The 19,020-nt window shown below is 51.7% G+C and carries 18 protein-coding genes and 2 pseudogenes; 10 read left to right on the forward strand and 10 right to left on the reverse strand.

Annotation, left to right across the window (positions count from 1 at the left end; all coding sequences use genetic code 11):
* Positions 1–7 precede the first annotated feature (7 nt).
* Together cmtA and cmtB are read right to left on the reverse strand one after the other, a co-directional pair.
* On the reverse strand, positions 8–1,396 hold the full coding sequence (gene cmtA / locus WC5_RS19000; protein ID WP_000428776.1) for a PTS mannitol transporter subunit IICB: 1,389 nt from the start codon (positions 1,394–1,396) through the stop codon (positions 8–10).
* Positions 1,397–1,423: 27 nt separating this feature from the next.
* A complete protein-coding gene (gene cmtB, locus WC5_RS18995) occupies positions 1,424–1,867 on the reverse strand; it encodes a PTS mannitol transporter subunit IIA (protein WP_001236692.1) in 444 nt (147 codons plus the stop codon).
* Positions 1,868–2,220: 353 nt separating this feature from the next.
* On the opposite strand from cmtB, the pseudogene WC5_RS0121775 reads away from it, so the two are divergent.
* Positions 2,221–2,529: pseudogene (locus tag WC5_RS0121775) on the forward strand (prohibitin family protein); the annotation flags it as partial.
* Positions 2,530–2,746: 217 nt separating this feature from the next.
* On the opposite strand, the gene tkt reads toward WC5_RS0121775, so the two are convergent.
* Positions 2,747–4,738, reverse strand: a complete 1,992-nt coding sequence (tkt, locus tag WC5_RS18990; protein ID WP_000098617.1) for a transketolase — start codon at positions 4,736–4,738, stop codon at positions 2,747–2,749.
* A 277-nt stretch (positions 4,739–5,015) separates the two neighbouring features.
* Between tkt and loiP the strand changes: the two genes are divergently transcribed.
* Positions 5,016–5,774 (forward strand): metalloprotease LoiP, encoded by a 759-nt coding sequence (gene loiP, locus WC5_RS18985; RefSeq protein WP_010350362.1) that lies wholly within the window; start codon positions 5,016–5,018, stop codon positions 5,772–5,774.
* 149 nt (positions 5,775–5,923) lie between these two features.
* On the opposite strand, the gene speB is transcribed toward loiP, so the two are convergent.
* The 6 genes and pseudogenes from speB to WC5_RS25805 form a co-directional block, all read right to left on the reverse strand.
* Entirely contained in the window at positions 5,924–6,844 is a 921-nt protein-coding gene (gene speB / locus WC5_RS18980) for an agmatinase (protein WP_000105566.1), read from the reverse strand.
* Between the two features lie 135 nt (positions 6,845–6,979).
* Positions 6,980–7,711 (reverse strand): hypothetical protein, encoded by a 732-nt coding sequence (locus WC5_RS18975; protein ID WP_000758908.1) that lies wholly within the window; start codon positions 7,709–7,711, stop codon positions 6,980–6,982.
* Between the two features lie 145 nt (positions 7,712–7,856).
* Entirely contained in the window at positions 7,857–9,833 is a 1,977-nt protein-coding gene (speA, locus tag WC5_RS18970; protein ID WP_010350365.1) for a biosynthetic arginine decarboxylase, read from the reverse strand.
* 8 nt (positions 9,834–9,841) lie between these two features.
* Positions 9,842–9,973 (reverse strand): acid stress response protein YqgB, encoded by a 132-nt coding sequence (gene yqgB / locus WC5_RS0121785; RefSeq protein WP_001338822.1) that lies wholly within the window; start codon positions 9,971–9,973, stop codon positions 9,842–9,844.
* A 94-nt stretch (positions 9,974–10,067) separates the two neighbouring features.
* A complete protein-coding gene (gene yqgG, locus WC5_RS25800) occupies positions 10,068–10,211 on the reverse strand; it encodes a small protein YqgG (RefSeq protein ID WP_272941840.1) in 144 nt (47 codons plus the stop codon).
* Positions 10,212–10,321: 110 nt separating this feature from the next.
* Positions 10,322–10,573 (reverse strand): annotated as a pseudogene (locus WC5_RS25805) (hypothetical protein).
* Positions 10,574–10,628: 55 nt separating this feature from the next.
* Here WC5_RS25805 and metK point away from each other — a divergent pair.
* From metK to ruvX, 8 genes are all read left to right on the forward strand, one after another.
* The gene (gene metK, locus WC5_RS18965) at positions 10,629–11,783 is read left to right on the forward strand and encodes a methionine adenosyltransferase (protein ID WP_001062130.1); all 1,155 of its coding nucleotides are present in this window, start codon (positions 10,629–10,631) and stop codon (positions 11,781–11,783) included.
* A gap of 469 nt (positions 11,784–12,252) precedes the next feature.
* Complete coding sequence (galP, locus tag WC5_RS18960) at positions 12,253–13,647, forward strand: galactose/proton symporter (protein ID WP_001112301.1); 1,395 nt, start codon at positions 12,253–12,255, stop codon at positions 13,645–13,647.
* A gap of 76 nt (positions 13,648–13,723) precedes the next feature.
* Positions 13,724–14,221 (forward strand): SprT family zinc-dependent metalloprotease, encoded by a 498-nt coding sequence (locus WC5_RS18955; RefSeq protein WP_000858392.1) that lies wholly within the window; start codon positions 13,724–13,726, stop codon positions 14,219–14,221.
* Positions 14,222–14,315: 94 nt separating this feature from the next.
* Complete coding sequence (gene endA / locus WC5_RS18950; protein WP_000286197.1) at positions 14,316–15,023, forward strand: deoxyribonuclease I; 708 nt, start codon at positions 14,316–14,318, stop codon at positions 15,021–15,023.
* A gap of 79 nt (positions 15,024–15,102) precedes the next feature.
* A complete protein-coding gene (gene rsmE / locus WC5_RS18945; RefSeq protein WP_010350368.1) occupies positions 15,103–15,834 on the forward strand; it encodes a 16S rRNA (uracil(1498)-N(3))-methyltransferase in 732 nt (243 codons plus the stop codon).
* A gap of 12 nt (positions 15,835–15,846) precedes the next feature.
* Positions 15,847–16,797, forward strand: coding sequence for a glutathione synthase (gshB, locus tag WC5_RS18940; RefSeq protein WP_000593295.1), 951 nt, complete (start codon positions 15,847–15,849; stop codon positions 16,795–16,797).
* A 108-nt stretch (positions 16,798–16,905) separates the two neighbouring features.
* A complete protein-coding gene (locus WC5_RS18935; protein WP_024192176.1) occupies positions 16,906–17,469 on the forward strand; it encodes a YqgE/AlgH family protein in 564 nt (187 codons plus the stop codon).
* A complete protein-coding gene (gene ruvX / locus WC5_RS18930; RefSeq protein WP_000017111.1) occupies positions 17,469–17,885 on the forward strand; it encodes a Holliday junction resolvase RuvX in 417 nt (138 codons plus the stop codon). The genes WC5_RS18935 and ruvX overlap by 1 nt, the downstream gene beginning before the upstream one ends.
* Positions 17,886–18,034: 149 nt before the next feature.
* Here the strand turns inward: ruvX and WC5_RS18925 are convergent, their stop codons facing one another.
* Positions 18,035–19,015 carry a PilT/PilU family type 4a pilus ATPase gene (locus WC5_RS18925; RefSeq protein WP_010350372.1) on the reverse strand — a complete coding sequence of 327 codons (981 nt, stop codon included), beginning with the start codon at positions 19,013–19,015 and terminating at the stop codon, positions 18,035–18,037.
* Positions 19,016–19,020 lie beyond the last annotated feature (5 nt).

Consider the following 19,020-nt stretch of genomic DNA (forward strand, 5'->3'; position numbering starts at 1 on the left):
TCTGTAATCAGTGTTTATGTTCGGCGGTTAATTGATTAAATAAAGTGTCGAGCTTTGGATCACCAATATAGTTATTAATCAATATCAGCGGTTTATCCGTCACACGTTTCACGCGTCCTTCCAGACTGGCGTGTGTGACCACAATATCGGCATCCGCAGGCACGTTTTCTATCGCGTAATGTTTTACTTCTATTGCCAGCCCCGCTTTTTCCAGGCGCTTACGGAAGGTGGTTGCGCCCATCGCGCTGGAGCCCATCCCCGCATCGCAAACAAAGGCAATGCGTTTCACACGGCTTAACGAAAATGCGCCTTCCTGCTTCATTGCTTTAACCGCATTGGCTGACTCGGTGAACTCATCTTCACTCTCAGTCTCCACCGTTTTTTCCATCTTCAGAATCAGAGAAGTGATGACAAAGGAGACCAGGGTGCCGACCGTAACACCGGCAATTGTCGCAAGGAACGAGCCTTTCGGCGTCAGTGCCAGGTACGCAAAGATAGACCCCGGACTTGGGCCTGCAACCAAACCGCCATCCAGTAAGTTAAACATCCAGGTGCCAGACATGCCGCCCGCAATCATGGCGATAATGGTCAGTGGCTTCATCAGCACATACGGGAAATACAGTTCGTGGATGCCGCCAAGAAAGTGAATAATCATCGCACCTGGCGCAGAACGTTTACTCATTCCTTTACCAAACAGACTAAACGCCAGCAGCAACCCCAACCCAGGCCCCGGATTCGACGCCACCATAAAGAAGATGGATTTGCCGTTAACCGAAGCCTGTTGCATACCCAACGGGTAATAAACACCCTGATCGATCGCGTTATTGAGGAAAAGCACTTTCGCAGGTTCATTGATAACAGACAGCAGAGGCAGATAGCCCGCATGTACCAGCGCCTCAATACACTCTTTGACGAAAGTATTGGCTATTAACACCGCTGGACCGATAACTTCAAAACCTAATAGGCAGAGAGCCATCCCGGCGATACCTAATGAGAAGTTATTGATAACCATCTCAAAACCAGCGGGGATGCGTTTTTCCAGTGCCTTATCGACATATTTAATCATCAGGCCGCCAAGCGGTCCCATAATCATCGAACCCAGGAACATGGGGATCTCAGCACCAACAATTACGCCAATCGTCCCTATGCCCCCCATCACCGCACCGCGTTTACCGCCGACCAGGTGACCACCGGTAGAACCAATCATCACCGGTAATAAATAGGTAATCATTGGGCCGACAATTTTGGCGAAATGTTCATTCGGCAGCCAGCCGGTAGGAATAAATAATGCAGTAATAAAACCCCAGGCAATAAAAGCTCCGATATTGGGAATGACCATAGCGGTCAAAAAGCCCCCAAAAGCCTGAACCTTTGCACGAGCAGACTTGTTTTCCATAATATTATCCTGTAGAGGAGAAAGTTATTATTCGCGGCTGATAATGTCCGCTAATTGTTTTTCTGATGATGCTGTTAAGAGTTGTTCAAGTATTTCTTCTTCGCACAGTAATTCACTTAACGCCTGAATAGCGCCAATGTGCGAATCGGCATCGGCAGCAGAAAGCCCGATGAGTAATTTAATCGGTTCGTCATTCCCGGAAAAATAAACACCTTGTTTAAGTAACGTCAAAGACATCCCGGTTTTGAGCGCCCCACATTCCGGTCGCGCATGAGGCATTGCCACGCCTGGTGCGAGAATATAATAAGGGCCATTGCTAATGGTGGAATCTTTAATAGCCTGAATGTAATTCTCGCTGATATAGTCTTTTGTTAATAATGATGCCATCGAAAAATCAATAGCCTCCTGCCAGTCTTTAGCTGCATGTATCACTGAGATTGATGATTCTGGAAAATAATCAATAAGCCGCATAAATTATCCCTATTTTTAGAGTACCGACTGTCGGTGAAAATAAAATACGCGCGCAAAAAATTGAAAGCAATTGGGCTAAAAAGGCGAAACACCTGAAGAGTAAAAATAAACAAGCCATAAATAACAACAGGTTGCGATTAGTAATTATAAAGTCAACTTTCTGTTTGTGAGTTGAATTGCAAATAAGACAAATTTATTATTATTGTGTTTGTGATCATGCTCACCATTTATAGCTTGAAAGTACGAAAACAGATAAAATTAAATCTTACAGCCCCTTCTTTATAGATTCTTAATATTCGGGGTTGACTGTTATCCTCACATCAGAGGGGGCATATTCCTTGCTTTGCTCAATTTCTGACGCTTATGAGAAGTCGATTGAAGATCGAATGAAAGCGGAAGTCACCATTGCCACACGTAAGCAAAATCTGGAAACGGAGAAAATCCAGGCGCAAATTGCGGTAACTCAGGCAGAAGCAGACAGCAGCTAAAGCGGAGACTATTGCGTAAGAGGTGCGGCTAAAGCTGAAGCTATCCGCCTGCGCGGTGAGGCTCTGCGGGACAATCCGGGTCTTGTTGCCCTTACCACTGCTGAGCGTTGGGACGGCAAATTACCCGATACCATGCTCCCCGGCAGTACCGTTCCGTTTATCTCAACCAAGTAAAAAGAGCCGCGTTTGCGGCTCTTGAGACTGATGGCAAGGGCTAAACTGCCTGATGCGCTACGCTTATCAGGCCTACACAGTCCGTGCAATATATTGAATTTGCATGATTTCGTAGGCCGGATAAGGCGTTCACGCCGCATCCGGCATGAACAACGCGCACTTTGCCAACAATATAAAGGGCCGCTTTCGCGGCCCTTCTCACAAAGCATCTTACCGATTACAGCAACGCTTTTGCTTTCGCAACAACGTTTTCAACGGTGAAGCCGAACTCTTCAAACAGTTGCTCTGCCGGTGCAGACTCACCGAAGGTGGTCATGCCGACGATAGCACCGTTCAGGCCAACATACTTGTACCAGTAGTCAGCAATGCCCGCTTCCACAGCTACGCGTGCAGTAACCGCTTTCGGCAGTACGGATTCACGGTAAGCCGCATCCTGCTTGTCGAATGCGTCGGTAGAAGGCATGGAAACCACGCGCGCTTTCACGCCTTCAGCAGTCAGTTTTTCGTAGGCAGCGACAGCCAGCTCAACTTCAGAACCGGTAGCGATGAAAATCAGTTCCGGCTGACCGGCACAGTCTTTCAGCACATAACCACCGCGCGCGATGTTTGCCAGCTGCTCTTCAGTACGTTCCTGCTGCGCCAGGTTCTGACGGGAGAGGATAAGCGCAGTCGGGCCGTCCTGACGCTCAACGCCGTATTTCCACGCTACAGCGGATTCAACCTGGTCACACGGACGCCATGTAGACATGTTCGGGGTCACGCGCAGAGATGCGACCTGCTCTACCGGCTGGTGAGTCGGGCCATCTTCGCCCAGACCGATGGAGTCGTGGGTGTAAACCATCACCTGACGCTGTTTCATCAGCGCAGCCATACGTACGGCATTACGTGCGTATTCCACGAACATCAGGAAGGTGGAGGTGTACGGCAGAAAACCACCGTGCAGGGAGATACCGTTAGCAATCGCGGTCATACCGAACTCGCGAACACCGTAGTGGATGTAGTTACCGGCAGCATCTTCGTTGATTGCTTTAGAACCAGACCACAGGGTCAGGTTAGACGGAGCCAGGTCAGCGGAGCCGCCGAGGAATTCCGGCAACAGCGGACCAAACGCTTCGATAGCATTCTGAGACGCTTTACGGCTGGCGATTTTCGCCGGGTTAGCCTGCAGTTTAGCGATAAACTCTTTCGCTTTGGCGTCGAAGTCAGACGGCATTTCGCCTTTCATACGGCGGGTAAATTCAGCCGCTTCCTGCGGATAAGCTTTCGCGTAAGCAGCGAATTTCTCGTTCCATGCGGATTCTTTCGCCTGGCCTGCTTCTTTCGCATCCCACTGAGCATAGATTTCAGACGGGATTTCGAACGGCGCGTATTTCCAGCCCAGCTGTTCGCGGGTCAACGCGATTTCAGCGTCGCCCAGCGGCGCACCGTGGGAATCGTGCGTACCAGCTTTGTTCGGCGAACCGAAACCGATGATGGTTTTGCACATCAGCAGGGACGGTTTGTCAGTCACTGCGCGCGCTTCTTCTACTGCGCGTTTGATGGATGCTGCGTCATGACCATCGATGTCGCGAATGACGTGCCAGCCATAGGCTTCGAAACGCATTGCAGTGTCGTCGGTGAACCAGCCTTCAACGTGACCATCGATAGAGATCCCGTTGTCATCGTAGAACGCAATCAGTTTGCCCAGCTTCAGCGTGCCCGCCAGAGAGCAAACTTCGTGGGAGATGCCTTCCATCATGCAGCCATCGCCCATGAAGGCGTAGGTGTAGTGGTCGACAATGTCGTGACCCGGACGGTTAAACTGCGCCGCCAGCGTTTTTTCTGCAATCGCCATACCGACTGCGTTGGCAATACCCTGCCCCAGCGGGCCAGTGGTGGTTTCTACACCTGCGGTGTAGCCCACTTCCGGGTGGCCCGGAGTTTTAGAGTGCAGCTGACGGAAGTTTTTCAGTTCTTCCATCGGCAGATCGTAACCAGTGAGGTGCAGCAGGCTGTAAATCAGCATGGAGCCGTGGCCGTTGGACAGCACGAAGCGGTCACGGTCAGCCCAGGACGGATTCTGCGGGTTGTGTTTCAGGAAATCACGCCACAGGACTTCGGCAATGTCAGCCATACCCATCGGGGCGCCCGGGTGACCGGATTTGGCTTTCTGTACTGCGTCCATGCTCAGCGCACGAATAGCATTGGCAAGCTCTTTACGTGAGGACATTTTGACTCCAGATCGGATGATGAAGGGCACGCCCTTAACGACTTGACGACAGCGCGTTTTGGGCTACGCCGGAAAATTTGCCAACAATTTACCGCAAGCCGCGCGTCATGTACATGGAACATCCTTTTGCCGCTTCAGAAATCTCTGGATCATGCTCGCATGTTGCGCAATCTGCTCGCCCGTCCGCTGCGCTTTTCCTTATACTGAGACTGAGCGTCGATTCACCTGCAAACGGCGCATTTTTAGAATAATCCTGACCTTGTGCGGAAGAGAAAACATGAAAATTCGCGCCTTATTGGTAGCAATGAGCGTGGCAACGGTACTGACCGGTTGCCAGAATATGGACTCCAGTGGACTGCTCTCATCAGGAGCGGAAGCTTTTCAGGCTTACAGTTTGAGTGATGCGCAGGTGAAAGCCCTGAGCGATCAGGCCTGTCAGGAGATGGACAGCAAGGCGACGATTGCGCCAGCCAATAGCGAATATGCTAAGCGACTGACCACCATTGCTAACGCGCTAGGCGACAATATCAACGGTCAGCCGGTGAACTACAAAGTATATATGGCGAAGGATGTGAATGCGTTTGCGATGGCGAACGGCTGTATCCGCGTTTATAGCGGCCTGATGGATATGATGACCGATAACGAAGTCGAGGCGGTGATCGGTCACGAAATGGGGCACGTGGCGTTAGGCCATGTGAAGAAAGGGATGCAGGTGGCACTTGGTACAAATGCCGTGCGAGTAGCTGCGGCCTCTGCGGGCGGGATTGTCGGCAGTTTGTCACAATCACAACTCGGTGATCTGGGCGAGAAGTTAGTCAATTCGCAATTCTCCCAGCGCCAAGAAGCAGAAGCGGATGATTATTCCTACGATTTGTTGCGCCAACGCGGCATCAGCCCGGCAGGTCTCGCCACCAGCTTTGAAAAACTGGCGAAACTGGAAGAAGGCCGCCAAAGCTCAATGTTTGACGACCATCCGGCATCCGCCGAACGCGCCCAGCATATTCGCGATCGTATGAGCGCGGATGGGGTTAAGTAAGGTTCGGGGGTGCCTAACGTAGGTCAGATAAGGCGTTCACGCCGCATCCGACATGAATGGCACATGCGTTACACCGTGCGCATTGCCGGATGCGATGCTGACGCATCTTATCCGGCCTACGGGTGATGAGCGTAAGCAGGATAAGGTGCTTACTCGCCCTTTTTCGCCGCCTGAATATAGAGCATCTCCAGCGCCAGCGTTGCCGCAGCCAACGCGGTGATTTCCGACTGATCGTATGCCGGAGCCACTTCCACAACGTCCATCCCAACAATGTTGAGATCTTTCAGGCCGCGTACCAGTTTAATGGCGCGATCGGAGGTCAAGCCGCCAATCACTGGCGTACCGGTTCCCGGCGCAAATGCAGGGTCCAGGCAGTCGATATCAAAAGTCAGATAAACCGGCATATCACCCACAATCTGTTTCACCTGGGCGATAACATCATCCACGCTGCGATCGTTCACCTGGCAGGCGTCCAGCACGGTAAAGCCGTTGTCTTTATCAAACTCGGTACGAATACCAATTTGCACGGAATGATTCGGGTCAATCAGACCTTCTTTCGGCGCGGTATAGAACATCGTGCCGTGGTCAAATTCACAACCGTTAGCGTAGGTATCGGTGTGGGCGTCAAAGTGTACCAGCGCCATTTTGCCGAAATGTTTCGCATGAGCGCGCAGCAGCGGCAGCGTGACAAAGTGGTCACCACCGAAGGAGAGCATACGTTTACCGGCAGCCAGCAGCTTCTCGGCGTGTGCCTGCAGTTTTTCGCTCATCTCACGGGCATCGCCGAAGGCATATACCAGATCGCCGCAGTCCACCACGTTCAGACGCTCGCGCATGTCGAAATTCCACGGGAAGCGGTTGTGTTCCCAGGCCAGGTTAGTTGATACCTGACGGATAGCCGCCGGGCCGTGACGACCACCGGCACGGCCAGAGGTGGCCATGTCGAACGGCACGCCGGTGATCACCCAGTCGGCATCGCTGTCATACGGCTGGAAGTTCATCGGCAGGCGTAAAAAACCAAAGGCGTTGGAAACCAGTGAGTTATCGTATTGATGACCTAAGGTGCTCATGGATGGACTCCTATTACAAAGTCGATATAAAAAAACCCTTCCGCGTCGTTAGGCCCGACGAGGAAGGGTTGGATTTGCGAAACACAAGTTTGCGCTAATTATCGCCTTAAATGGGCGAGGCATCAAGCGAGGTTGCTATTTACGACACGGTGGCGGCGCATAGCCATTGTTGTCAGCCGGAAAGGCTTGTCCAGAGCACGGCGGCAGCGCGCTTTTCGCCGAGCCTTGCAATTCAAAGGCGGCAAAGCCGATCACCCCGGTATTACGCACATCGCCTTGCGCCGAATTGGCGGCGTAGGAATCTGCAACATTGGCGAACTGAAAAGCCGCTTCGGTATGTTTATCTTTGCGGAATCCTTTAATCGCTAACGAATCACCAGCGTTCACAATATAGCCATTGTTATTCAACGAACCTTGCTTGCCGTTCAGCACATCCAGGCCATCAACCGTAGCAACGATCTCGTAGTTAGTGTTCCGGCTGTAGTTACGGACATATAATTGATAATTCATCCCCACTCTGGCATGAACAATATATCGCGGTTCATTATTTGATGAATCATAAACTCGCGTAATAGGTAGAGAATTAAAATTCGCATCACGAATAGCATATTCCAGTTCGTTAATACGAATGCTATAAACACGGTCGTAGCCGGAAGGAATATTTGTCGAATAATTAATAACGATCATCTCTGCCGGATCGCGCCAGGCGCGTTCAGCAGATACGCCCTGAACCGTTGAGTGCACATCCCCCCCCCAGGCGGTGCCGACATTGCCCGATGCACTGCTATTATACTGCGCATTACTGGAACAACCGGCCAGCAGCACGATTAATGCCACCAACGCGCTACGTACTTTCCATTTTTTCATAACCGTTCCCTCTGCATTTAATTAATGCAGCGATTGTAGGGAGATTATTTAATAAGAAAATCAGCTAAATTATTTTTAAGAATATATAAAAAGAAAGCGGACCGATTTACGTAAATAAATCGACCCGCCAGCAGAATAATCTTAATTATTCATCTTCAAGATAGGTATAACCGTACAAACCTGCCTCGAACTCTTCAAGGAACTGTTGTTGCAGTTCAGCATCAAGATCGGTTTTCTTCACTTGATCACGGAACTGAGTTAACAGCGTTTTCGGATCGAGCTGTACATATTGCAGCATGTCCGCCACGGTATCGCCTTCGTCAGACAGTTCCACTTCTACACTACCGTCAGGGAAGACGAACACGTCAACCGCTTCGGTATCACCGAACAGGTTGTGCATGTTGCCGAGGATCTCCTGATAGGCACCGACCATAAAGAAACCGAGCATCGGCGGATTCTCTGGATCGTACTCCGGCATGGGCATTGTCGTGGCAATACCATCACCATCGATATAGTGGTCGATAGCACCGTCAGAGTCACAGGTAATATCCAGCAGCACAGCGCGGCGTTCCGGCACTTGATCCAGCCCTTCCAGCGGCAGAACCGGGAACAACTGGTCGATCCCCCAGGCATCCGGCATTGACTGGAACAGCGAGAAGTTGACGTACATTTTGTCCGCCATACGTTCCTGCAGCTCGTCGATAATCGGACGATGAGCACGATTTTGCGGATCCAGCTGCTTCTGCACTTCATGGCACATGCTCAGATAGAGCTGTTCAGCCCATGCACGTTCTTGCAGATTGTAAGTGCCCGAAGAGTATCCGATATGAATATCGTGCAGATCCATCTGGCTGTCATGCAGCCACTCACGCAGAGAACGGCGAGTCCCCGGTTCGTGCATTTCCTGCCAGGTTTCCCACATGCTTTGCAGTGCGCGCGGCGCATCTTCTGCGGGCGCGGTCGGCACCGTGTATTCATTACGTTCCACGCCGATGATATTAGACACCAGCACGGTGTGATGCGCAGTCACCGCACGACCCGATTCGGTGATCACCGTCGGATGCGGCAGGCCGTTTTCTTCACAAGCATCGCCAATCGCCCAAATGATATTGTTGGCGTATTCATTGAGGCCATAGTTCACCGAACAATCGGACTGCGAACGGGTGCCTTCATAATCCACGCCCAGACCGCCGCCGACGTCGAAGCACTGAATATTGACGCCCAGCTTGTGCAGTTCCACATAGAAACGCGCCGATTCACGAACGCCTGTCGCGATATCGCGAATATTCGCCATCTGCGAACCGAGGTGGAAGTGCAGTAGTTGCAGGCTGTCGAGACGCCCGGCTTCACGCAGGGTTTCAACCAGTTGCAGTACCTGAGTCGCAGCCAGGCCGAACTTCGATTTTTCCCCGCCGGAGGACTGCCATTTACCCGAGCCCTGCGAAGCCAGACGCGCACGCACACCCAGACGCGGAACAACGTTCAGGCGTTCAGCTTCATCCAGCACAATGGCGATTTCCGACATCTTCTCAATAACCAGATAGACCTTATGGCCCATCTTCTCGCCAATTAGCGCCAGGCGGATATATTCGCGGTCTTTATAACCGTTACAGACGATGACGCTACGGGTCATGCCCGCATGAGCCAGCACCGCCATCAACTCGGCTTTGGAACCTGCTTCCAGTCCCAGCGGCTCACCAGAATGAATCAGGGACTCAATCACGCGGCGATGCTGGTTAACTTTAATCGGATAAACGAGGAAGTAGTCACCGTTATAACCGTAGGATTCCCGCGCACGTTTAAACGCAGCATTAATGGAACGCAAACGGTGCTGGAGGATCTGCGGGAAGCAGAACAGTGCTGGCAGGCGCTGCCCCTGCGCTTCGCGGGTTTTCACCAACTGCGCGAGATCGACGCGAGCTTCCGGGACGTCCGGGTCCGGGCACACGCTGATGTGACCCAGCTCGTTAACGTCATAGTAGTTATTGCCCCACCAGGCAATATTGTAAGTACGCAGCATCTTGCTGGCTTCCTGGGAGCTCATTGCAACCTCCTGCATGGAGCGTAGTACACCGTGTTCGCCCGCTGACGAAGGCAAACTCATAGACATGTCGTCAGACATAGCGAACCTCAAATTATTTTATTAAGTGTAAAACAGTTAACCACTATCGCAGCCTGAAACTGCGATAACAACCCATAAGCACACGGATTTTCCAGCAGCGTATGCTGACGCTCCGACTGCGCAACCGGTTTCTTTTTCATAACATTATTAAACACATAACCGAACGTAAGTGTGACAGTTCGGCGAAACCACGAGAAAACTCTTGTTTTTTACAAGAGCGCCCTTGTTCAGTCTTCAGTAACTGTTGCCAGCTCTTGAATCCTGAGAAGCGCCGAGATGGGTATAACATCGGCAGGTATGCAATGCAGAGATGCAGAATGCGGGGAACGAATCTACACCAGAACGGTGCGACAGATTAAGCAGCAGACAACGATTCATTATTTCGTATCACCTCCACGGCCGCCTGCGAAGACGAACCAACAAGCTAAAACACTGATTTCAACCCGGCTGGAAGTGGCAACACGAAAGAAACGTCGTGTGCTTTTTATTTAAGCCGCGCGCCGCGTTTTATACCCCACAATGGCAGAAAATTGCAAAAGATAAATGCGCAGAATGCCAGCATTGTCAGGAAAAATTTCCAGCTACGTTTTTAGCAGAATGAGACACGATTCAAAAAAAAGTGGAAATTGGGTGAAGAAGTGACCTAAAATAGCCGTCCAGATGTTAATCCATCCATACTGATTAACACTCAGACTGCCAGTGTCTTTAATCTGCAGAGTCGTGGTAGGATCCGCTACCACAGAAAATCCACACAACAGTTTGAGCTAACTAAATTCTCTTTTGGTGATATTAAATATGGCAAAACACCTTTTTACGTCCGAGTCCGTCTCTGAAGGGCATCCTGACAAAATTGCTGACCAAATCTCTGATGCTGTTTTAGATGCGATCCTCGAACAGGACCCGAAAGCACGCGTTGCTTGCGAAACCTACGTAAAAACCGGCATGGTCTTAGTTGGCGGTGAAATCACCACCAGCGCCTGGGTAGACATCGAAGAGATCACCCGTAACACCGTTCGCGAAATTGGCTATGTGCATTCCGACATGGGCTTTGACGCTAACTCCTGTGCGGTTCTGAGCGCCATCGGCAAACAGTCTCCTGACATCAACCAGGGTGTTGACCGTGCCGATCCGCTGGAACAGGGCGCGGGCGACCAGGGTCTGATGTTTGGTTACGCAACCAATGAAACCGACGTGCTGATGCCAGCACCAATCACCTATGCACACCGTCTGGTACAGCGCCAGGCTGAAGTGCGTAAAAACGGCACTCTGCCGTGGCTGCGCCCGGACGCGAAAAGCCAGGTTACTTTCCAGTATGACGACGGCAAAATCGTCGGCATCGATGCTGTAGTGCTTTCCACCCAGCATTCTGAAGAGATCGACCAGAAATCCCTGCAAGAAGCGGTGATGGAAGAGATCATCAAGCCGATTCTGCCCGCTGAATGGCTGACTTCCGCAACCAAATTCTTCATCAACCCGACCGGACGTTTTGTTATCGGCGGCCCGATGGGTGACTGCGGTCTGACTGGTCGCAAAATCATCGTCGATACTTACGGCGGCATGGCACGTCACGGTGGCGGTGCGTTCTCTGGTAAAGATCCATCAAAAGTGGACCGCTCCGCAGCCTACGCGGCACGTTATGTAGCGAAAAACATCGTTGCTGCAGGTCTGGCCGATCGTTGTGAAATTCAGGTTTCCTACGCGATCGGCGTGGCAGAACCGACCTCCATCATGGTCGAAACTTTCGGTACTGAGAAAGTACCTTCTGAACAGCTGACCCTGCTGGTACGTGAGTTCTTCGACCTGCGTCCATACGGTCTGATTCAGATGCTGGATCTGCTGCACCCGATCTACAAAGAAACCGCAGCATACGGTCACTTTGGTCGCGAACATTTCCCATGGGAAAAAACCGACAAAGCGCAACTGCTGCGCGATGCAGTCGGTCTGAAATAATCTTTTATCCCTGCTTTCAAAGGCCAGCCTCGTGCTGGCCTTTTTCTTTTCTAAAAAAATGCCCGATGCACTACGCTTATCAGTCCTACAAACTCCAAACGTAGTTATTCACGCCGCATCCGGCAAAAAGCCGCCACACGATAGTAACTTTCCATTGCTGAACACGTTTACCCGCAAATTATCACCATTACTGAAACCGATTACACCAACCACGAAGAGCAAATATTCACAGTATTTTCATCCTGTGATTCATTTTTCATAACTGTTACATTTCTTTTCAGCAAAGTCTTAATTGCAGATAACTATGTTTAATCTATGATGATATAAATCAATTGTTTTCATGCACTTAAATTATAACCACTATAAATGCCAGTGTAAGCGATTACACTGATGTGATTTGCCTCACATCTTTTTACGTCGTACTCACCTATCTTAATTCACAATAAAAAATAACATATTGGAGGGCATCATGCCTGACGCTAAAAAACAGGGGCGGTCAAACAAGGCAATGACGTTTTTCGTCTGCTTCCTTGCCGCTCTGGCAGGATTACTCTTTGGCCTGGATATCGGTGTAATTGCTGGCGCACTGCCGTTTATTGCAGATGAATTCCAGATTACCTCGCACACGCAAGAATGGGTCGTAAGCTCCATGATGTTTGGTGCGGCAGTCGGTGCGGTAGGCAGTGGCTGGCTCTCTTTTAAACTCGGGCGCAAAAAGAGCCTGATGATCGGCGCAATCCTGTTTGTTGCCGGTTCGCTGTTTTCTGCGGCTGCGCCGAACGTTGAAGTATTGATTCTTTCCCGCGTTCTGCTGGGGCTGGCGGTGGGTGTTGCCTCTTATACCGCGCCGCTTTACCTCTCTGAAATTGCACCGGAAAAAATTCGCGGCAGTATGATCTCGATGTATCAGCTGATGATTACCATCGGCATCCTCGGTGCTTATCTTTCTGATACCGCCTTCAGCTACACCGGCGCATGGCGCTGGATGCTGGGTGTGATTATCATCCCGGCAATTCTGCTGCTGATTGGTGTCTTCTTCCTGCCAGACAGCCCACGCTGGTTTGCCGCCAAACGTCGCTTTGTTGATGCCGAACGCGTGCTGCTGCGCCTGCGCGACACCAGCGCAGAAGCGAAACGCGAACTGGATGAAATCCGTGAAAGTTTGCAGGTTAAACAGAGTGGTTGGGCGCTGTTTAAAGAGAACAGCAACTTCCGTCGCGCGGTGTTCCTTGGCGTACTGTTGCAGGTGATGCAGCAATTCACCGGGATGAACGTCATCATGTATTACGCGCCGAAAATATTCGAACTGGCAGGTTATACCAACACCACCGAGCAAATGTGGGGGACGGTGATCGTCGGCCTGACCAACGTACTCGCCACCTTTATCGCTATCGGCCTTGTTGACCGCTGGGGACGTAAACCAACGCTGACGCTGGGTTTCCTCGTCATGGCTGCGGGCATGGGCGTACTCGGCACAATGATGCATATCGGTATTCACTCACCGTCGGCGCAGTATTTCGCTATCGCCATGTTGCTGATGTTTATTGTCGGTTTTGCGATGAGCGCCGGTCCGCTGATTTGGGTACTGTGCTCCGAAATTCAGCCGTTGAAAGGCCGCGATTTTGGCATCACCTGCTCCACCGCCACCAACTGGATTGCCAACATGATCGTCGGCGCAACGTTCCTGACCATGCTCAACACGCTAGGCAACGCCAACACCTTCTGGGTGTATGCGGCTCTGAACGTGCTGTTTATCCTGCTGACGCTGTGGCTGGTGCCGGAAACCAAACACGTTTCGCTGGAACATATTGAACGTAATCTGATGAAAGGTCGTAAACTGCGCGAAATCGGCGCTCACGATTAATCTCCTCAGGCTTCCTCCCGTCGCGGAGGAAGCCGCCTCTTGCAGTCATCTTTTCTTCGCTTTATCCTCAGCCGCTATGAAAACTTCCCGTCTCCCTATCGCCATCCAACAGGCCGTTATGCGTCGCCTGCGGGAAAAACTCGCCCAGGCCAACCTGAAGCTGGGGCGTAATTACCCGGAGCCAAAAATTTCGTACACCCAGCGTGGTACATCCGCCGGAACGGCATGGCTGGACAGCTATGAAATTCGCCTCAATCCGGTTTTGCTGATGGAAAACAGCGAGGCTTTTATAGAAGAAGTCGTACCGCACGAGCTGGCGCATTTACTGGTCTGGAAACACTTCGGTCGCGTGGCGCCGCATGGAAAAGAGTGGAAGTGGATGATGGAAAACGTGCTGGGCGTTCCCGCCCGCCGCACGCATCAGTTTGAGCTACAATCCGTGCGCCGCAACACCTTCCCTTACCGCTGTAAATGCCAGGAGCATCAGCTTACCGTACGCCGCCATAATCGCGTGGTGCGTGGAGAGGCCGTCTATCGCTGCGTTCACTGCGGTGAACAACTGGTTGCCCAATAACCAGTAGAACTATCAGGAATTTTACTGATCTGGCTGATTGCATACCAAAACAACTTTCGCTACGTTGCTCGCTCGTTTTAACACGGAGTAAGTGATGTACCGTAATTTGTCTGTGGCTGCGGTGGTACTGAGCGCAGCATTATCCGGCACGGCGTTAGCCGAAGGCATCAATAGTTTTTCCCAGGCGAAAACAGCAGCGGTAAAAGTCTACGCTGATGTGCCGGGAACATTTTACTGCGGATGTAAAATCAACTGGCAGGGTAAAAAAGGCGTCGTGGATCTGGAGTCGTGCGGATACCAGGTGCGCAAAAATGAAAACCGCGCCAGCCGCGTAGAGTGGGAACATGTGGTTCCTGCCTGGCAGTTCGGCCACCAGCGTCAGTGCTGGCAGGAAGGCGGTCGTAAAAACTGCGCCAAAGATCCGGTTTATCGCCAAATGGAAAGCGATATGCATAACCTTCAGCCCGCAATAGGCGAAGTGAACGGCGATCGCGGCAATTTTATGTATAGTCAGTGGAACGGCGGCGAAGGGCAGTACGGGCAGTGCGCCATGAAGGTGGATTTCAAAGAAAAAGTGGCTGAACCGCCAGCTCATGCCCGTGGTTCCATTGCGCGGATTTACTTCTACATGCGCGACCAGTACAACCTGACACTCTCACGCCAACAAACGCAGTTGTTTAACGCCTGGAACAAAATGTATCCGGTCACCGACTGGGAGTGTGAGCGTGACGAACGTATTGCGAAGATGCAAGGCAATCATAACCCGTATGTGCAACGCGCTTGCCAGGCGCGAAAGAGCTAACCTACACTAGCGGGATTCTTTTTGTTAACCCCTACCCCACGCGGACAACCGCGTGGGGAGACGACGCGGATTTTTAACCATGCGTATCCCCCGCATTTATCATCCAGAACCACTTATCAGCAACTCTCACATTGCGCTTTGCGAAGATGCAGCCAACCATATCGGACGTGTGCTGCGTATGGGACCTGGACAGGCGTTGCAATTGTTTGACGGCAGCAACCAAGTCTTTGACGCAGAAATTACCAGCGCCAGCAAAAAAAGTGTCGAAGTAAAAGTGCTGGAAGGTCAGCTCGACGATCGTGAATCCCCGTTGCATATTCATCTCGGTCAGGTGATGTCGCGCGGTGAAAAAATGGAATTTACTATCCAGAAATCGATCGAACTTGGAGTAAGCCTCATTACGCCACTTTTTTCTGAACGCTGCGGCGTTAAACTGGATAGCGAACGTCTGAACAAGAAGCTCCAGCAGTGGCAGAAAATTGCAATTGCCGCCTGCGAGCAGTGTGGTCGTAATCGGGTGCCGGAAATCCGTCCGGCGATGGATCTGGAAGCCTGGTGTGCAGAGCAGGATGAAGGGCTGAAACTGAATCTTCACCCGCGCGCCAGTAACAGTATCAACACGTTGCCGTTGCCGGTCGAACGCGTCCGCCTGCTGATTGGCCCGGAAGGCGGTTTGTCGGCAGATGAAATTGCCATGACTGCCCGCTATCAATTTACTGATATCCTGTTGGGACCTCGCGTTTTGCGTACAGAGACAACTGCGCTCACCGCCATAACTGCGCTACAAGTACGTTTTGGCGATCTGGGCTAACGGAGAAGAATAATGATCAAGCTCGGCATCGTGATGGACCCCATCGCAAGCATCAACATCAAGAAAGATTCCAGCTTCGCTATGTTGCTGGAAGCACAACGTCGTGGTTACGAACTTCACTATATGGAGATGGCCGATCTCTATTTGATTAACGGTGAAGCCCGTGCTCATACGCGTACTCTGAGCGTTGAACAAAACTACGATAAATGGTACGAGTTTACGGGAGAGCAGGATCTGCCACTGGCCGATCTCGACGTGATCCTGATGCGTAAAGATCCGCCGTTTGATACCGAGTTTATCTACGCCACTTACATTCTGGAACGTGCCGAAGAGAAAGGTACGCTGATCGTTAACAAGCCGCAGAGCCTGCGCGACTGTAACGAAAAACTGTTTACCGCCTGGTTCTCTGACTTAACACCGGAAACGCTGGTCACGCGCAATAAAGCACAGTTGAAAGCGTTCTGGGAAAAACATACCGACATCATCCTTAAGCCGCTGGACGGTATGGGCGGTGCGTCTATTTTCCGGGTGAAAGAGGGCGATCCGAACCTCGGCGTAATAGCCGAAACCCTGACTGAACACGGCACGCGCTACTGCATGGCGCAGAATTATCTGCCTGCCATTAAAGATGGCGACAAGCGCGTGCTGGTCGTCGATGGCGAGCCAGTGCCGTACTGTCTGGCACGTATTCCACAAGGTGGCGAAACCCGTGGCAATCTGGCTGCCGGTGGTCGTGGCGAACCTCGTCCGCTAACTGAAAGTGACTGGAAAATCGCACGCCAGGTCGGGCCGACGCTGAAAGAAAAAGGGCTTATCTTTGTTGGCCTGGATATTATCGGCGACCGTCTGACTGAAATTAACGTCACCAGCCCAACCTGTATTCGTGAGATTGAAGCAGAGTTTCCGGTGTCGATCACCGGAATGTTAATGGATGCCATCGAAGCACGTTTACAGCAGCAGTAACCCACCTTAGCGAGAAGGATCTCGTTGAGACTCTGAGTGACAGCGCCCTTCTTTCCACGCATACTGGGCGCTGTTGCTTTTTTGAACCAGGAAACAGAACCTCTGACAATGAATTTACAGCATCACTTTCTTATTGCCATGCCTGCTCTCCAGGATCCGATTTTCCGTCGTTCCGTGGTCTACATTTGCGAACATAATACCAATGGTGCAATGGGGATCATCGTCAACAAGCCGCTGGAAAATCTCAAAATTGAAGGGATTCTGGAAAAGCTGAAGATCACGCCGGAGCCGCGTGATGAATCAATCCGTCTGGATAAACCGGTTATGCTCGGCGGCCCACTGGCTGAAGATCGCGGGTTTATTTTGCATACTCCGCCCTCCAATTTTGCTTCCAGCATTCGCATTTCAGACAACACGGTGATGACCACTTCCCGCGATGTGCTGGAAACGCTCGGCACCGATAAACAACCGTCTGACGTATTAGTGGCTCTGGGCTATGCCTCCTGGGAAAAAGGTCAACTGGAACAAGAAATTCTCGATAACGCGTGGCTAACCGCCCCGGCAGATCTGAATATTCTGTTCAAAACGCCAATTGCCGACCGCTGGCACGAGGCGGCAAAACTGATTGGTGTGGATATTCTCACCATGCCTGGTGTGGCAGGACACGCCTGATGAGTGGAACCTTACTCGCCTTCGACTTCGGCACCAAAAGCATTGGCGTAGCGGTCGGCCAACGCATTACCGGCACCGCTCGCCCTTTGCCTGCAATTAAAGCACAGGACGGTACGCCGGACTGGAACCTCATCGAACGTTTACTGAAAGAGTGGCAGCCAGACGAAATCATCGTCGGTTTGCCGCTGAATATGGACGGCACCGAGCAACCGTTGACTGCCAGAGCGCGTAAATTTGCCAACCGTATTCATGGTCGTTTCGGTGTTGAAGTAAAGCTCCATGACGAGCGTCTTAGCACCGTAGAAGCGCGTTCCGGGCTTTTTGAACAAGGTGGTTACCGGGCGCTCAACAAAGGTAAAGTCGACTCTGCCTCTGCGGTTATCATTCTCGAAAGTTATTTCGAGCAGGGTTATTAAGGCAATTTATAAGCCTGGCGAATTGTCATTACCGTCATCTTGCCGGATGCGGCGTAAACGCCTTATCCAGCCTACATGTGGCAACGTCTGTATGCCTGATAAGCGTAGCGCATCAGGCATATTTACGATGCGAATCAGACACTATAACGTCACAGGCGCCCTTCCCCCACCCGCTGCTGATAACTCTGCTGAAAAGTTAACATCCCCACCTGCTGCCCAGTTTGAATAACATGTGGCAACTGGTGGGTTTTCCCTTCGCGAATCAAATTCCCCACCGCAGGCGTGTTAATCAATAATTCAAACAGCGCCACGCGCCCTTCCTGCTTATCCACTTCCAGCTTTTGTGACAACACCGCCCGTAAACTCCCCGCCAGTTGATTACGCACGGGATCTTTTTCCTGCGCCGGAAATGAATCCACCAGCCGCTCAACGGCCTGCGCCGCACCGCGCGTATGTAAGGTCGCCAGCACCAGATGTCCGGTTTCTGCCGCCGTCAGCGCCAGACGTATTGTCTCGCTGTCACGCAGCTCTCCGAGCAATATCACATCGGGATCTTCCCGCAATGCGGCACGCAATCCCGATGCGAACGTCATACAGTGCAAACCGATTTCTCGCTGCTGGATCAAACATCGCTGGCTGGCATAGAGATATTCAACAGGATCTTCCAGCGTCAGAATATGCGCATCGACATTTTGATTGAGATAGCCAACCATCGCCGCCAGCGTGGTAGATTTGCCACTCCCCGTCGCCCCCGTCACCAGAATCAGGCCATTCTCGCTCTTGAGTAATTCCGGCAATACCGGTGGTGCGCCAAGCTGTTCGAGCTGCGGGCAGTGCGAAGGCAACAGCCGTAACGCCAGCGAAATGCCTTGCCGTTGCGCGAATGCGCTGCCGCGCAATCGCTGGTTTTCCGCCAGCGACACGGCAAAATCCAGCTGACCATTTTCCAGCAATATTGCCCGCTGATCGTCATCCAGCCACTCCCGCAGTAGCCCTTCGACGTCCGGCGCGTCAAACGGTGCAGCTTCCATTCTGCCGCGAATGCGCCATCGTGCGGGCCAGGCGCTGCACAGGTGTAGATCCGAGACGTTATGCTTTACACTAAGGGCCACAATTTCTTCCATATTCATACTAA

The sequence above is a fragment of the Escherichia sp. KTE114 genome, assembly GCF_000407765.1.
Lineage (GTDB): Bacteria > Pseudomonadota > Gammaproteobacteria > Enterobacterales > Enterobacteriaceae > Escherichia > Escherichia ruysiae.

What these genes read in the sequence shown, in the direction of transcription:
- WC5_RS18955 (WP_000858392.1), top strand. Translation starts at nt 13,724, where the DNA reads ATGAAAACTTCCCGTCTCCCTATCGCCATCCAACAGGCCGTTATGCGT.
- yqgG (WP_272941840.1), bottom strand. Translation starts at nt 10,211, where the DNA reads ATGAATCGTTGTCTGCTGCTTAATCTGTCGCACCGTTCTGGTGTAGAT.
- metK (WP_001062130.1), top strand. Translation starts at nt 10,629, where the DNA reads ATGGCAAAACACCTTTTTACGTCCGAGTCCGTCTCTGAAGGGCATCCT.
- tkt (WP_000098617.1), bottom strand. Translation starts at nt 4,738, where the DNA reads ATGTCCTCACGTAAAGAGCTTGCCAATGCTATTCGTGCGCTGAGCATG.
- WC5_RS18935 (WP_024192176.1), top strand. Translation starts at nt 16,906, where the DNA reads ATGAATTTACAGCATCACTTTCTTATTGCCATGCCTGCTCTCCAGGAT.
- endA (WP_000286197.1), top strand. Translation starts at nt 14,316, where the DNA reads ATGTACCGTAATTTGTCTGTGGCTGCGGTGGTACTGAGCGCAGCATTA.
- speA (WP_010350365.1), bottom strand. Translation starts at nt 9,833, where the DNA reads ATGTCTGACGACATGTCTATGAGTTTGCCTTCGTCAGCGGGCGAACAC.
- ruvX (WP_000017111.1), top strand. Translation starts at nt 17,469, where the DNA reads ATGAGTGGAACCTTACTCGCCTTCGACTTCGGCACCAAAAGCATTGGC.
- WC5_RS18975 (WP_000758908.1), bottom strand. Translation starts at nt 7,711, where the DNA reads ATGAAAAAATGGAAAGTACGTAGCGCGTTGGTGGCATTAATCGTGCTG.
- speB (WP_000105566.1), bottom strand. Translation starts at nt 6,844, where the DNA reads ATGAGCACCTTAGGTCATCAATACGATAACTCACTGGTTTCCAACGCC.
- loiP (WP_010350362.1), top strand. Translation starts at nt 5,016, where the DNA reads ATGAAAATTCGCGCCTTATTGGTAGCAATGAGCGTGGCAACGGTACTG.
- galP (WP_001112301.1), top strand. Translation starts at nt 12,253, where the DNA reads ATGCCTGACGCTAAAAAACAGGGGCGGTCAAACAAGGCAATGACGTTT.
- yqgB (WP_001338822.1), bottom strand. Translation starts at nt 9,973, where the DNA reads ATGAAAAAGAAACCGGTTGCGCAGTCGGAGCGTCAGCATACGCTGCTG.
- gshB (WP_000593295.1), top strand. Translation starts at nt 15,847, where the DNA reads ATGATCAAGCTCGGCATCGTGATGGACCCCATCGCAAGCATCAACATC.
- cmtA (WP_000428776.1), bottom strand. Translation starts at nt 1,396, where the DNA reads ATGGAAAACAAGTCTGCTCGTGCAAAGGTTCAGGCTTTTGGGGGCTTT.
- rsmE (WP_010350368.1), top strand. Translation starts at nt 15,103, where the DNA reads ATGCGTATCCCCCGCATTTATCATCCAGAACCACTTATCAGCAACTCT.
- cmtB (WP_001236692.1), bottom strand. Translation starts at nt 1,867, where the DNA reads ATGCGGCTTATTGATTATTTTCCAGAATCATCAATCTCAGTGATACAT.
- WC5_RS18925 (WP_010350372.1), bottom strand. Translation starts at nt 19,015, where the DNA reads ATGAATATGGAAGAAATTGTGGCCCTTAGTGTAAAGCATAACGTCTCG.